Annotated in this window: 15 protein-coding genes; 7 read left to right on the top strand and 8 right to left on the bottom strand. The window is 72.8% G+C overall.

Annotated elements, in window-relative coordinates:
• The first annotated feature begins 94 nt into the window (after positions 1–94).
• From ABZ810_RS17710 to ABZ810_RS17700, 3 genes are all read left to right on the top strand, one after another.
• Positions 95–706, top strand: a complete 612-nt coding sequence (locus ABZ810_RS17710; RefSeq protein WP_358404061.1) for a helix-turn-helix domain-containing protein — start codon at positions 95–97, stop codon at positions 704–706.
• Positions 707–934: 228 nt separating this feature from the next.
• On the top strand, positions 935–1,441 hold the full coding sequence (locus ABZ810_RS17705; protein WP_358404059.1) for a SigE family RNA polymerase sigma factor: 507 nt from the start codon (positions 935–937) through the stop codon (positions 1,439–1,441).
• Positions 1,438–2,145: a hypothetical protein gene (locus ABZ810_RS17700; RefSeq protein ID WP_358404057.1), complete on the top strand. Its 708-nt coding sequence runs from the start codon at positions 1,438–1,440 to the stop codon at positions 2,143–2,145. The genes ABZ810_RS17705 and ABZ810_RS17700 overlap by 4 nt, the downstream gene beginning before the upstream one ends.
• Before the next feature lie 4 nt (positions 2,146–2,149).
• Here ABZ810_RS17700 and ABZ810_RS17695 read toward each other — a convergent pair whose 3' ends face one another.
• From ABZ810_RS17695 to ABZ810_RS17680, 4 genes are all read right to left on the bottom strand, one after another.
• On the bottom strand, positions 2,150–2,980 hold the full coding sequence (locus ABZ810_RS17695; protein WP_358404056.1) for a sirohydrochlorin chelatase: 831 nt from the start codon (positions 2,978–2,980) through the stop codon (positions 2,150–2,152).
• Complete coding sequence (locus tag ABZ810_RS17690) at positions 2,962–3,672, bottom strand: phosphoadenylyl-sulfate reductase (protein ID WP_358404055.1); 711 nt, start codon at positions 3,670–3,672, stop codon at positions 2,962–2,964. Before ABZ810_RS17690 ends, ABZ810_RS17695 begins: the two co-directional genes overlap by 19 nt.
• A gap of 174 nt (positions 3,673–3,846) precedes the next feature.
• A complete protein-coding gene (locus ABZ810_RS17685; protein ID WP_358404404.1) occupies positions 3,847–5,517 on the bottom strand; it encodes a nitrite/sulfite reductase in 1,671 nt (556 codons plus the stop codon).
• Between the two features lie 277 nt (positions 5,518–5,794).
• Positions 5,795–5,974: a hypothetical protein gene (locus ABZ810_RS17680; RefSeq protein WP_358404053.1), complete on the bottom strand. Its 180-nt coding sequence runs from the start codon at positions 5,972–5,974 to the stop codon at positions 5,795–5,797.
• Between the two features lie 223 nt (positions 5,975–6,197).
• Between ABZ810_RS17680 and ABZ810_RS17675 the strand changes: the two genes are divergently transcribed.
• From ABZ810_RS17675 to ABZ810_RS17660, 4 genes are all read left to right on the top strand, one after another.
• On the top strand, positions 6,198–7,244 hold the full coding sequence (locus ABZ810_RS17675; protein WP_358404051.1) for a YihY/virulence factor BrkB family protein: 1,047 nt from the start codon (positions 6,198–6,200) through the stop codon (positions 7,242–7,244).
• An 84-nt stretch (positions 7,245–7,328) separates the two neighbouring features.
• The gene (locus ABZ810_RS17670) at positions 7,329–8,291 is read left to right on the top strand and encodes an aryldialkylphosphatase (RefSeq protein ID WP_358404050.1); all 963 of its coding nucleotides are present in this window, start codon (positions 7,329–7,331) and stop codon (positions 8,289–8,291) included.
• A 177-nt stretch (positions 8,292–8,468) separates the two neighbouring features.
• Positions 8,469–9,188 carry a phosphoribosyltransferase family protein gene (locus tag ABZ810_RS17665; RefSeq protein WP_358404048.1) on the top strand — a complete coding sequence of 240 codons (720 nt, stop codon included), beginning with the start codon at positions 8,469–8,471 and terminating at the stop codon, positions 9,186–9,188.
• On the top strand, positions 9,185–9,880 hold the full coding sequence (locus ABZ810_RS17660; RefSeq protein ID WP_358404046.1) for an alpha/beta family hydrolase: 696 nt from the start codon (positions 9,185–9,187) through the stop codon (positions 9,878–9,880). The genes ABZ810_RS17665 and ABZ810_RS17660 overlap by 4 nt, the downstream gene beginning before the upstream one ends.
• 229 nt (positions 9,881–10,109) lie before the next feature.
• Here the strand turns inward: ABZ810_RS17660 and ABZ810_RS17655 are convergent, their stop codons facing one another.
• The 4 genes from ABZ810_RS17655 to ABZ810_RS17640 form a co-directional block, all read right to left on the bottom strand.
• Complete coding sequence (locus ABZ810_RS17655) at positions 10,110–10,406, bottom strand: WhiB family transcriptional regulator (protein ID WP_358404045.1); 297 nt, start codon at positions 10,404–10,406, stop codon at positions 10,110–10,112.
• 168 nt (positions 10,407–10,574) lie between these two features.
• Entirely contained in the window at positions 10,575–11,474 is a 900-nt protein-coding gene (locus tag ABZ810_RS17650) for a sucrase ferredoxin (protein WP_358404043.1), read from the bottom strand.
• 97 nt (positions 11,475–11,571) lie between these two features.
• A complete protein-coding gene (locus ABZ810_RS17645) occupies positions 11,572–13,140 on the bottom strand; it encodes a glycerol-3-phosphate dehydrogenase/oxidase (protein ID WP_358404042.1) in 1,569 nt (522 codons plus the stop codon).
• Entirely contained in the window at positions 13,137–13,742 is a 606-nt protein-coding gene (locus tag ABZ810_RS17640; protein WP_358404040.1) for a TetR/AcrR family transcriptional regulator, read from the bottom strand. The genes ABZ810_RS17645 and ABZ810_RS17640 overlap by 4 nt, the downstream gene beginning before the upstream one ends.
• Positions 13,743–13,764: the final 22 nt, after the last annotated feature.

Here is a 13,764-nt window from a genome sequence, read left to right as displayed (position 1 = left end):
GGAGCTGGACGGAGTGTCAATACGAGCGAACTCTCCTGATCGGATGGGTAGATACCGTTGGTATCTGGATACCGAGGTCCCTTAAGGTGGACGGATGGGACGACTGACCAGGGTGGAGAGTCAGGCGCGGACGCGGGAGCTGCTGCTCGCGACGGCCCGGCGGCTGTTCCTGCGTGACGGGTATCACGCCACCTCGCTGGAGAAGGTCGCCGAGGCGGCCGGCTTCTCCAAGGGGGCCGTCTACTCCAACTTCGGCACCAAGGACGAGCTCTGCCGGACGGTCATCGAGGCCGTCCGCGCCGAACAGGTGCAGGCCATCATGGACGCCTTCCTCGGCGAGGGCTCCGGCGAGGAACGGCTCGCGGTCTTCGAGTCCTGGGCCGAGCGCACGATCGGCGACCCCGGCTGGACGCTCCTGGAGGCCGAGTTCGCCATCCACGCCACCCGCCGCGACCAGGGGCTGCGTGCTGAGGTCGCCTCGGGCGGCCGGAGCTGGGCGGGGGCCCTCCGCCTGCTGCTGGAGGAGGAGGCCCGCCGCCGCGATCTCGTGCTGCCGCTGCCCGCCGCCGAGCTCGCCGACGCGCTGCTCAGCCTCGGCATCGGGCTGGGCCTCCGCCGCGCCGTCGACCCCGCGCTCTCGCCGCACGCGCTGACCGGCATGATCCGCCTGCTCCTGGAGGCCTCGCCCCGCTCCGCTACGTCCTGACCCGCTCGGCTTCGTCCCGACCTCGCCGCCGCCCGATCGTCACGACCCGCCTTTGCCTCCGTCCCGCGGGCGAAGTGTGGTTGGTATGCGGCATTTGTTCGGTTCCACACGGGATCGTGGCGATGCGGATAAGGTTCGGTGCTCGAATCGGCCGGGGTCCGGGGGCAACCTTCACGGATCTTCAACCGGTCGTAGGGGCATGGGCGGAGTCAGGGAAGGCGGGGGCCGATGCGGGATCGGGACGACTTCACCGCGTACGTCGCGGAGCGGTCGCCGCGGTTGTTGCGGACCGCCTACCTGCTCTGCCGTGACTGGGCGCTCGCCGAGGACCTGCTGCAGACGTCGCTGGCCAAGGTGTGGGGAGCCTGGGGGCGGATCGGGGGCGATCCCGATCCGTACGTCTACCGGGTGCTGGTCAACACGCACGCGTCCTGGTGGAAACGCCGGTGGCGGGGTGAGATCCCGTCCGCCGAACCACCGGACACCGCCGACCCGGAGGACCCGATGCGGGCGGCCGACGAGCGGGCCGCCATCTGGGCGGCGCTGGGGCGGCTGCCGCCGCGGCAGCGCGCGGTGGTGGTCCTGCGGTTCTTCGAGGACCTCTCCGAGGCGGCGGTCGCCGAGATCCTCAACTGTTCGGTGGGCACGGTGAAGAGCCAGACGAGCAAGGCCCTCGCCAAGCTGCGCGTCGATCCTGAGATCATCGCTCCGGTTCCCGTGGAAGGGCTGTCATGAGGCGTACCGTCGGCGACCTGCGCGCCATGCTCGACCAGGAGAGCCGGGACGCGCCGCCCGAGACGGGCCGGATGGCCGCGGTCGAGGGGAAGATCCGTACGCGCCGGCGGCGCCGCACGGCCACGACGGCCGTGACCGCCGTGGCCGCCGTGGTGCTCGTGGCGGCCGGTGCCGTGGCCGGGCCGTTCGGCCGGGAGGATCCGCGGCCCGGGCACGGTCCCGCGGCCGGTCCCACGGCGGAGGCTCCCGAGGGCCCGCCGCCGGCCGTCTTCCAGGGCATGCGGCGCATCGTGTCCCAGCAGTTCACCGTGACCGGCGAGATGATGTCCCTGCGCTTCACGCCGACCGGCCGCGACACCGCGTACATCATCCAGTGCCGTCCCGGCTTCGAGGTGGTGCAGCAGGTCGACGGCGACGGCGGCTACGGCGCGTTCGGCGAGTGCGCGGCCGGCGCGGCGCCGTCCCGCGCGATCATGTCCGGGCTGGGCGGCCGCAGGCTCCAGCCGGGGGTGCCGCACCTGCTCGAGGTGGTCGTCCTGCCCGAGGGCACGGTCAAGCGGAACGCGATCGAGTACATGCGCGGCGTCGCGGTCGGCCGCGGCACGCCGACGGTGACCCTGGAGGAGTACCTCGCCACCCACGAGCCGGGCATGAGCCCCTGGACCGTCGCCGTCTACAGCGGCATGTGCTCGGGAGACTGCTGACGCGTCAGACCGCGGCGGCGGCGCGCACCTCCGTGCGGGCCTCGTCGTAGCGGCGCAGGACGAGGTCGGCGATCTCGGGGGCGGCGCCGAGCACGGGCGACACCACCTCGGCCCCGGCGGCGAGCGCCTCGCGCCGTACCTTGTCGGCGAAGTAGCCCGGCGCGAGGAAGTAGGACGCCACCACGACCCGGGGCGCGCCCGCGTCGAGCAGCGCCGACACCGCCTCGCCCGGGGTGGGCCGCGCGGCGGAGGCGAAGGCGGGCACGACTCCGCGCCAGCCCAGACCGCGGCGAAGCCGCTCCGGAGGGTGCGGGGGGCCGTCCCCCCTCGGGCCGGCGCCGCCGCGCCACTCCCGGGCCATGCCCCAGATGGTCGCGTTGGCGGACGGGTCGCTCGACCCCGCCGACACCAGCACCACGGCGGTGTCGGGGTCGCCGATCTCCACGCCCGCCTCGGTGAGGCGCCGCTCCAGCGCCGCCATCAGCAGCGGGTGCGGGCCGAGCGTGGCCGCGGTGCGCAGGGACAGCCGCGGGTGCAGCGTCCGCACGTCGTTGAGCACGCCCGGGACGTCGGTCTTGCTGTGGTACGCGGCGGTCAGCAGCAGCGGCAGCACCACCGCCTCGTCCACGCCGTCCTGGGCGAGCCCGTCCAGGACCCGCACCGGGTTGGGCGGCGCGTGGTCCAGGAAGGACGTCAGCACCGGCACGTCCGGGCGGCGTGCCCGGACGGCCGTGAGCAGCTCCGCCACGGTCGCGGCGGCGCGCGGGTCCTTGCTCCCGTGCGCGACCGCGACCATCGGCGGAGGGGAGACGGAGGTCACAGGTGGATCCCGCATTCGGTCTTGCCCATGCCGGCCCAGCGGCCGCTGCGCGGGTCCTCCCCAGGTGCCACCGGACGCGTGCACGGCCGGCAGCCGATGGACGGGTAGCCGTCATAGTGCAGCGGGTTGACCAGCACCCCGTTGTCCTCGATGTAGTCGTCCATCTGCTGCTGGGTCCAGTCGAGGATCGGGTTGACCTTGACCATGCCGCGCTTGCGGTCCCACTCGACCACGCGGCGGTCGCGGCGGCTCGACGTCTCCTCGCGGCGGATGCCGCTGAACCAGGCCATGTAGCCCTCGAGCGCCTTGCCCAGCGGCTCCACCTTGCGCAGGTGGCAGCACAGGTCGGGGTTGCGGCCGAAGAGGCGGGGGCCGAGCGCGGCCTCCTGCTCCTCCACCGTGCGGGACGGCGTCACGTTGATGACGTTGACGGGGTACACGGCCTCCACGGCGTCCCGGGTGCCGACGGTCTCGGCGAAGTGGTAGCCGGTGTCGACGAACAGCACGTCGATCCCGGGCTTCACCTTCGACACCAGGTGGATGAGGGCGGCGTCGGACATGGAGGAGGTGAGACAGATCCGGTCTCCGAACGTCGCCGAGGCCCACCGGATGACCTCCAGGGTGGAGGCGCCCTCCAGCGCGGTCGCGGCGGATTCGACGATGTCTTCGAGGTCGAGTGTCGGTCTGTCGGTCTCCAGCAGAGTCACTGGGAGGTCTCCTTGCGTGTGTGGGGGGCTCCAACACCGAGGAACTTCAGCGTGAAAGATCGGACACAGTCGTGGCAGAACCACGCCCCGGCCTCTTCGAGAGGCTCGAGGTGCTCGTCTCCGCAGTACGGGCAGTAGAACGGCGCGGCACGTTCGCTCATTTCTACGGCCCGGCTACTTGAGGTCGGCGTCGTCGGCGCGCTGGACCCAGGCGGCGAAGGTCTCGCCGTCGGTGCGCTGCGCGTCGAAGTTGCGGACGACCCGCTCGACGTAGTCGGTCAGCCCGGCCGAGGTGGTCTTCAGCCCGCGGACCTTCTTGCCGAACGAGGCGCCGACCTGGCCGCCCAGGTGGATCTGGAAGCCCTCCACCTGGTCGCCGTTCTCGTCCACGACCAGCTGGCCCTTGAGCCCGATGTCGGCGACCTGGATGCGGGCGCAGGCGTTCGGGCAGCCGTTGACGTTGATGGTCAGCGGCTGGTCGAAGTCCGGCAGGCGCTTCTCCAGCTCGTCCATCAGGTCCATCGCGCGCTGCTTGGTCTCGACGATCGCGAGCTTGCAGTACTCGATGCCGGTGCAGGCCATGGTCTGGCGCCGGAACGTGGACGGGTTGACCTGGAGGTCGTGCTCGGCGAGCGCGGCGGCGAGCGGCTCGGTGTTCTCCTCGGGCACGTCGAGGATCACCATCTTCTGCTCGGCCGTCGTGCGCACCCGGCCCGAGCCGTAGCGCTCGGCGAGGTCGGCGATGACGCCGAGGATCTCGCCGTTGACCCGGCCCACGCGCGGCGCGAAGCCCACGTAGAAGTCGCCGTCCTTCTGCGGGTGGACGCCCACGTGGTCGCGGCGGGGGAGCGGGGCGGCGGGCTCGGGGCCGTCCGGCAGCGCGTACCCGAGGTACTCCTTCTCCAGCACCTCGCGGAACTTCTCCGGGCCCCAGTCGTTCATCAGGAACTTGATCCGGGCACGGTGGCGCAGCCGCCGGTAGCCGTAGTCCCGGAAGATCGCGATGATGCCCTTCCAGACCTCGTGCGCCTGCTCCGGCTTGACGAAGACGCCGAGGCTCTTGGCGAACATCGGGTTGGTCGACAGGCCGCCGCCGACGAACGCCTGGTAGCCGACCTCGCCCTCGTCGTTCACCACGCCGACGAACGCCACGTCGTTGATCTCGTGGACCGTGCAGTGCGCGGTGCAGCCCGAGAACGCCGACTTGAACTTGCGCGGCAGGTTGGAGAACTCCTGCGACCCGATGTAGCGGTCGTGGACCTCCGTGATCTGCGGCGTCGCGTCGATGACCTCGTCCGCCGCGATCCCGGCCAGCGGACAGCCGATGATCACTCGCGGGGTGTCACCGCAGGCCTCCATGGTCGACAGCCCGACCGACTCGAGGGTCTCCCAGATCGCCGGCACGTCCTCGATCGCGATCCAGTGGTACTGCACGTTCTGCCGGTCGGTGATGTCGGCGGTCCCGCGCGCGTACTTGGTGGAGATGTCGGCGACCGCGCGCAGCTGGTCGCCGCTCAGCTGGCCGCCGTCGATGCGGACGCGCAGCATGAAGTAGCGGTCGTCGAGCTCCTCGTCCTCCAGGATCGCGGTCTTGCCGCCGTCGATCCCGGGCTTGCGCTGGGTGTAGAGCCCGAACCAGCGGAAGCGGCCCCGCAGGTCGGCCGGGTCGATCGAGTCGAAGCCGGCCTTGGAGTAGACGTCGAGGATCCGGCGGCGGACGTTGAGCCCGTCGTCGTTCTTCTTGTTCTCCTCGTTCTTGTTGAGGGGTTCTCGGTAACCGAGGGCCCACTGGCCCTCGCCTCGCTTGCGCTTGGTCGCTGGTGGCACGGCGAGCGTCCAATCCATCTCGTGCTGGGAGGACGCGCAGCGCACCGGGGACAGCCTGACGGCCGGCTCGACGGTGAGCGGGAACGGTCAAAGGTGACGCCGATGCGCCACGCTTCCGTAATGATCAACGGGGCGTGGTCGGGGCGTCACCGACAGATCGCGCTGCGGACGCGCAGAAAGTCCACGTGCCGGCGCATTACCAGCAGGGGGTCCGCAGCAGTCATGTGAACATGATGACCCGAGGTCTCGCGGGCTGTCCAGTTGCGTCCGGCATACGGACGCGTGAGATCCGTCATCATCCCTGCCTCTTCCAGTTGACCTTCGGCTCCGCGGGCCGCCCCTCGGCCGTCTTCTCCGCGTCCTTCTCCGCGTCGCGCTGCTCCGGCGTCGCCGGACCGGAAAGATGCTGGCAGTCGCACCACGACCCGCCACGACAGTCGTCGTGGTGGCGGTCGCGGCACGCTCGGCAGATCATCTCTCCATTGTCGCCGATCGAGGCAAATCGGCGACGGGCGCGTCCCCCCGAGGTGCGACCTGGGTGCCCTGACGGTGTCGATCGTGGTCCGGAAGCGGCCTCGGCGCGTCAGAGTGGGTATGAGCGGGAGAATTACGGCGGCGCTTCGCGACGCGCCGGGGCGGACCACTGAAATGGGCGATCAGGCATGTTCCGGGCGGGCAACGCTTTACGGTGGGGCAGTGTGACCACTGTTTCGGACGCCGCTGGCCCGGCGGGGGCTTCGACGGACGATTCCGAGGCGGATGAACCGCCCGGCGTGCGGCGCCGCCCGGGCGCGATCGCCTGGGGCCTGATCCGCAGCACGGCCGTGGCGGCCTTCCGTTACCGCGTCACCGGGCTCGCCGCCGAGGCGGCCTTCTTCGCGCTGCTGTCGCTGCCGCCGCTGGTCATCGGGCTCATCGGCACGATGGGGCATTTCCGGTCGGTGCTGGGCAACGAGACGGTCGCCGAGATCCGCGCCTGGCTGATCACGCAGTCGCAGACCGTGCTGACCGGCCCGGCCGTCGACTCGGTGGTGGTGCCGCTGATCGACGACGTGATCCGGGGCGGCAGCCCCGACATCGTCTCGCTGAGCTTCCTGATCTCGTTGTGGGCCGGGTCGCGGGCCACCAACGTCTACGTCGACACGATCACCATCGCCTACGGGCTGTCCGGCGTGCGCGGAGTGATCAGGACCCGGCTGCGCGCGTTCGCGCTCTACCTGATCGGCCTGCTCGTCATGCTGATCCTGATCCCGCTGCTGGTGGCCGGCCCGGCGCTGGTGCGCGAGGCGCTGCCGGAGAGCGCGGCGTTCGTCCAGCTGTTCTACTGGCCGGTCGTGGTGACGTTGTCGATCCTGTTCCTGGCGATGCTCTACCACATGAGCGTGCCGGTGCGGACGTCCTGGTGGCGCGAGGTGCCGGGCGCGGTGATCGCGCTGATCATCTGGATCGTGGGCAGCGTCACGCTCCGGCTCTGGCTGGCCGGCTCGCTGGCCGGGGTGTCGGTGTACGGCTCGCTGGCGGCCTCGATCGCGATCCTGGCCTGGTTGTACGTGGCGGCGCTCGCGGTGCTCATCGGCGCCGCGCTCAACGCCGAGATCGACCGGCTGTGGCCGAGCGTGGGCACCGCCCGCGCCCGCGCGGTGCGCGCGCAGGCCGCCCAGGCGGCGGCCGAGGCGGCGGAGAAGGCCGCGGCGGCCGACGAGGCGCACGCCAAGGCGGTCGAGCAGCGCGGCGGCGGCGACTGACCTCCCGCCGGCGGGCGGGGCAAGGGTAAAAACTATGCCCCAACAGGACCGGAATAGGGCAAACATGTCGTAGCCTCGCCTGACATGACCCCCCCTGAGGAGACCGGGCGGCTGCGTACCGTGACCGGCACGATTCCCGCGTCCGTGATCACCGGTGCCGTGCTCTCGCACGAGCACCTGCAGCTGGACCTGCGCTGGTCGACCAGGCCGTCCCGGGTGGAGTCGGACCCGCGCCGCTGGCTGGACGAGGAGAAGGGCGTCACCGGCGAGCTGGCCGCCCTGCGCACCGACCACGACCTGGGCCTGGTCATCGACCTGACCTGCGCCGGGATGGGTCGCAACGCGGCCGCGCTGTCCCGGATCAGCGCCGGTTCCCGGGTGGCCGTGGTGGCGGGCACCGGCTACTTCACCGAGCCGTTCCACCCGGCGTTCGTGGCCGAGGCCGACGTGGAGAAGCTCGCCGAGCGCATCCTGGCCGAGGTCGGCTTCGGCATGGACGGCACCAACTCGCTGCCCGGCGTGATCGGGGAGATCGGCACCTGGGGCGAGGCGCCCACCGCCGCCGAGGAGCGCTGCCTGCGGGCCGCCGCCCGCGCCGGGCGTTACTCCGGGCTCCCGGTGGCGACGTACGGCCGGTCCGGCGTCGCCCAGCTGGAGATCCTCACCTCCGACGGGCTGGCGCCCGAGCGGGTCGCGGTGGGCCAGCAGGACCTCGGTGACGACCCGGCCGCGCACCGCAAGATCGCCGAGCTCGGCGCGTACGTCTCGTTCGGCGCCCTCGGGCTGGCCGGCGACGACGCGGCGCTGCTGGGCGCGCGCGTCCGCGCCGTCCTGGAGCTCCTGGAGGCCGGGCACGCCGAGCGGGTCCTGCTGAGCACCGGCGTCGCGCGCATGACCCAGATCACGCGGTACGGCGGTGCCGGTTACGGCCATCTCTTCGAGACGTTCCTGCCGGCGCTGCGCGCGGCCGGCGCCGACGACGCCACGCTGCGCACGATCACGCACGACAACCCGCTGCGCTGGCTCACCAGCGGTTCCGCCGCCTGATCGGCCCGCGCCCGCCTGTCCGCCGTCCGGCCGCCGCCTGACCGCCGTCCGGTCGGCCGCCGCCAGGCGGGACGGCCGCGGCGCCCAGACGGACCCGCTCCGGGGGAGGTCGTCGGGCGCCGCTTTGGGTAGGTCTGGGTCAGGCGCTCATTCGCGACCCCGGAGGGGGTGGCGCCGATGCCCTGGAACAGGCCTGCCCGCGATCGTGCCGGTACGGCACCCGAAGGCGAGACCGTACGGCTGCCGTTCGCCGACCGTGCCGAGGCGGGGCGGGTGCTCGCGGCCCGGCTCGTCCCGCTCGGCCTGAACGGCGCGGTGGTGCTGGCCCTGCCCCGCGGCGGCGTGCCGGTGGCCTACGAGGTGTCCCGGCGGCTGTCCCTGCCCGACCGGCCCGCACCGCTGGACGTCCTGGTCACCCGCAAGATCGGCTATCCGCGCCAGCCCGAGCTGGGCGTGGGCGCCATCGCCGAGGGCGGTGCGCCCGTCTTCGACCACGGCCTGCTGGAGCGGCTGGGGCTCCTGGAGAAGGACCTGGCGGCCACCGTGACGGCCGAGCGCGCCGAGCTGGCCCGCCGGGTCGCCGCCTACCGCGGCGGCCGCCCGCTGCCTTCGCTGAGCGGCCGCCCGGTCGTCGTCGTCGACGACGGGCTGGCCACCGGCGGCACCGCCCGCGCCGCGCTGCGCGCCGTCCGCGCCGCGGATCCCACCCGGGTGGTCCTGGCGGTGCCCGTGGGCGCCGCGGAGACCGTCCGGGCACTGGCGGCCGAGGCGGACGACGTGGTGGTCCTGGCGGCGCCCTGGGCGTTCCGCGCGGTGGGGCAGTGGTACCGCCGCTTCGACCAGCTCACCGACGCCGACGTGCTCTTCTGGCTCGACCGGGCGGCGGCGGGCCGATGACCACGCTGCGGGTCTCGGCCGGCGACGTCCGGCTGGAGGCCGATCTCTCCGAGCCCGTGCCGCGCGGCGCCGGGGCCGGGGACGGGCCGGGAGGCGCGTCAGGCGTCCGCGGTGTGATCGTCTTCGCGCACGGCAGCGGCAGCGGGCGCCGCAGCCCGCGCAACCGCGCGGTGGCCGCGGTGCTCACCCGGCACGGATTCGCCACGCTGCTGTTCGACCTCCTCACGCCCGCGGAGGAGATCGAGGACCTGCGCACCGCGCACCTGCGGTTCAACGTGCCGCTGCTGGCCGGACGGCTCAGCCGGGTGGTGGCGTGGGCGCGCTCGGCGGAGGCGAGCGGGCTCGCGGACCGCCCGGTCGGCCTGTTCGGCGCCAGCACGGGCGCGGCGGCGGCGCTGGTGGCCGCGGCGCAGGCGCCCGGCGAGGTCGGTGCCGTGGTGTCCCGCGGCGGCCGTCCCGATCTCGCGGCGCACGCGCTGGGCACGGTCCGCGCCCCCACCCTGCTGATCGTCGGGGGTCGCGATCCGGAGGTCCTGGCGCTCAACGAGCAGTCGATGGAACGTATGGATCCGGCGGCAGGGCACCGGCTGGCGGTGGTGCCCGGGGCGGGGCACCTGTTCGAGGAGCCGGGGGCGCTCGGCGAGGTCGCCCGGCTGAGCGCGGAATGGTTCCGCTCGAATTTGCCGGAATAGCCCGCGGGACTTCTCGAGATCAGGTAGTGGGGAAACTGTTGCGCCTGGATTTGTCTCGGTGATCTTGTGACAGAGCTGTGACGCACATGTGACCGGCTGGTTCGTAGGGCGAACAAGCGTTCAATCGATCGCGGACACGCAAACGGCCCCGCTAAGCGGGGCCGTGACGTTTTCCGGTGGCGTGCCGGGGTGCGCGATGGGAACCGCGAGCGTGACCTTGCGGCGTGCCTTAGGCGGCGTTCGCGCGGCGCATGCGGCGACGGCGCTCAGACGCGCGCTCGTCCTCGTTGAGACCGCCCCACGTGCCGTACTTCTCGGGCCTGGAAACCGCGTAGTCCAGGCACTCGGCGCGCATGGGGCAGCCCATACAGATCTGCTTGGCCTTGCGCTCGCGAATCTCGCGCTCGGGCTGACGCTCGCCGTCGGGACCGAAGAAGAGCACAAGGTCTTCCCCCCGGCACGCCGCGGCGTCCTGCCAGCCCCAGCTGGGACGAGGGAGGTTTGCCTGCCGACGTACCTGAGCCATGGAACACCCACCTTGGTTGGTTTACGAGCAATTTCGGACATGGACGCCCGACGTGACACAGAAGCGCCGAGAGGTCCAACGTCTGGAGTTGCCGCTCTGTTCCCCGCCCGGTTCTCCGGGATCTGGGGTCGTGCGGCAGTGAGACCCTCGAATGGGGCCTCAAGGAGATTACACGAGGGCTGCCTCGTTGAGAAGGGTGAGGTCCCTAACAATGTAGGTCTCGAGGTTCTCTTGACAGTCGGGGCCACAGGGGTCGGCCGCCGTCGTGCTCTCCACGATCACCCGGTAACGCGTGTCGTGTACTTGAACAACCGCTTCGTAGGGATCTGTTCCCGTGAGGGAGGTGACGCTGATCGCGGCGACCGCCAGCGATCCCGTCTGGACGCGGACGAAGTGCTCCGCCGCCTGGGCGGGCTCGGGCATCCCGGCCCGTCCGCGCAGCCGGTCGAGCACGACCTCGCCCTTCAGGTACGCGTCCACGGCGCGTACGGCCTCGGTGGTCCCGAGGTCGCCGTAGTAGATCCCATGTGGAAGGCATACGAGGTTCGCCGCGTAGCGGTCACCGCCGACATGGGTGGTTTCCCAGACGAGGGGCCCGAAACGTGCCGTCAGGTCACGTGCCAGTGGCGCGCCCGTCCGCGCGCAGCAGGCGTTGCGCCGCCCGTGCGTGCAGACCAGCAGGACCGGCGCGGTGACCGGCTCGCCGAAGCCCGGCCGCCGCCCCTCGGCGACGGCCGCGAGGTCGAGGCCGTCGAACCCGGACGGGTCGGCGAGCTCCCGGCCCTCGAGCCAGACGTCGTCGCCGGCCGAGTGGCCCACGTACACCTGGAACGGGGGAGTGGCGCGGCGGCGCCCGGTCCGGCGGATGAGCTGGGGCCGCACGCCCGCCGCCTGGGCGGCGCGCACGACGTCGCCCAGCGGGCCGGTGAGCTGCTCGATGCGTTCGGGCCACGGGCCGGGGTGCTCGATGAGCAGCCAGCTCCGCGCCTTGGTGGTGGCGCTGCCCAGGCACGGCCGTTCCCCGGAGTGACTCCCCGGGCAATGGTCACAGCCGTTCTGGCGTAGCAAGAGGTCCCCCGTCGCAACGAATTAGGCCAGGCTAACCTAATCTCATGTTCCCCGCCCAGGGCAAGTGACACTCCTCATACCCACGAAAGATCGTTGATCACATGGCCCCGGCCGGTGCCGCGGGCGTTCCCGGCAGGTCGAGGACCGTTTCGGCGGCGGGCAGCGCCGCCGCGCGATCGGCGGGGACGAGCCCGATCCGGGTGCGGCGGTCGAGCAGGTCGGAGACGTCCAGCGCGCCCTCGTGCCGTACCGCCCAGGCGAGCTCGGCGGTGAGGACGGGAGACCCGGGGGAGACCGGCTCCAGCATGGCCGCGTCGTCGCGGGCGAGCGCCGCCAGCAGCGGGGCCTCGGTGCCGTACCGCTGGACGAGCCGGCGCGGGGCGTCCAGCGCCGCGAGCGCCTGCTGGGAGGCCGCGCCCACCAGCGGCAGGCGCGCCGTGCGGCAGGGCCCGGCCGTCAGGCCCGCCCGCCCGGCCAGGACGGCGTCCACCGCGTCCTGGGCCATCCGGCGGTAGGTGGTGAGCTTGCCGCCGACGATCGTGACGACCCCGCCGCGCGAGGTCAGCACGGCGTGCCGGCGGGAGATGTCGGCGGTGGCGCCGTGGTCGTCGTCCAGCAGCGGGCGCAGCCCGGCGAACGAGCCGATCACCTCGTCGCGGCGGACGGGCACGTCGAGCGCCGAGCCGAGGATGTCCAGCAGGAAGCCGATCTCGGCCTCGGCCGGCACCGGGACGTCGGGGACCGGGCCCTCCGCGGGCTCGTCGGTGAGGCCGATGTAGACCCGGCCGTCACCCTGCGGGATCACCAGGATGAAGCGGTTGCCGGCGCCGGGGATGGGGATGTGCATCCCCGCGGTGAGGCCGCGCAGGCTCTCGGCGCGCACCACCAGGTGGGTGCCGCGCGAGGGGCGCAGGCGCACGCCGTCCACCAGCCCGCCCGCCCAGACCCCGGTCGCGTTGACGACGCCGCGGGCGCGGATCGTGTGCTCGGTGCCGGTCAGCTCGTCGCGGATCCGGGCGCCGTCGCCGCTGAGGTCGAGCGCCCGGCAGCGGGTGAGGATCCGGGCGCCGTGCGCCGCTGCGGTACGGGCGAGCGCGGTGACCAGGCGCACGTCGTCGGCCAGCTGGCCGTCCCAGGACAGGAGGCCGCCGCGCAGCCCGTACGGGCGCAGCGCGGGCGCCAGCCGCAGCGTCTCGATCGTGGAGAGGCGGCGCGGCCCGGGCAGCAGGGCACGCGGGGTGCGCGCGGCGGCGCGCAGCGCGTCGCCGGCCGCCAGCCCGGCGCGGGCGAGGGCGGCGTCGGCGCGCGAGACCAGCGGGGTCAGCGGCAGCACGAACGGCAGCGCGCGGACCAGGTGCGGCGCCGTGCGGGCCATCAGCACGCCGCGCTCGACGGCGCTCTCGTGCGCGACGTCCAGCTGGCCGGACGCCAGGTAGCGCAGGCCGCCGTGGATGAGCTTCGAGCTCCACCGGGACGTGCCGAACGCCAGGTCGTGCGCGTCGATCGCGGCGACCGACAGGCCCCGGGACGCGGCGTCGAGCGCGACGCCGGCGCCGGTGGCGCCCAGGCCGACCACCAGCACGTCGACCACCTGGCCCGGCAGGGCGGCGAGCTCGCGTTCGCGGCGCGCCGCGTTGAGGGAGGACCTGAGGGGAGTGGTGGTCATGGCGCGAGCGTCCTCTCCAGGATGTGGCGCAGTTCGGCGTCGAACGCCTCGGCGCCGAGCTCGGGGTCGCCGGGAAGGCCGGGGTCGAACATCGTCCGCCCCGAGAGCGCGAACGACTGGACGACGAGCAGCAGCGCGCGGGCCTGCCGGGCCGGGTGGCCGGGCCGGATCGTGCCGTCGGCGTGGCCGGCCTCGATCGCGGTCTCGAACAGCTCGAGGAAGGCCTCCTGGCTCGCCCCGCGCCGATCCAGCACGTACGGCAGCAGCAGCTCCGGATCGACCTCTACGATCTTGCGCAGCAGCGGGTGCGCGCGGAAGGTGCGCACCCCCTCGACCAGGCTGGTGACCAGGCGCTCGCGCACGCCGCCGCCGTCGGACGGCGGCCGGACGGCGGCGGCGATCTCGACCCATTCGCGGGTCATGAGGTCGGCGACGATCGTGCGCACGTCCGGCCAGCGCCGGTAGAGGGTCATCCGGGAGACCCCGGCGCGCCGCGCGATGTCGGTCAGCGTGGTCCGGCGCACCCCGACGGCCAGCACGCAGTCGCGTGCGGCGTCCAGCACCGTGTCGTCCGCCGTTTTGTTGTGACGATTCGACGTCATGTGTCACAGTGTAAGCCACCGA

The sequence above is a fragment of the Spirillospora sp. NPDC047279 genome (genome assembly GCF_040643285.1).
Lineage (GTDB): Bacteria > Actinomycetota > Actinomycetes > Streptosporangiales > Streptosporangiaceae > Spirillospora.
Note: the sequence above shows the minus strand (reverse complement) of the source record. Positions and strands in the feature narration are given on the sequence as shown.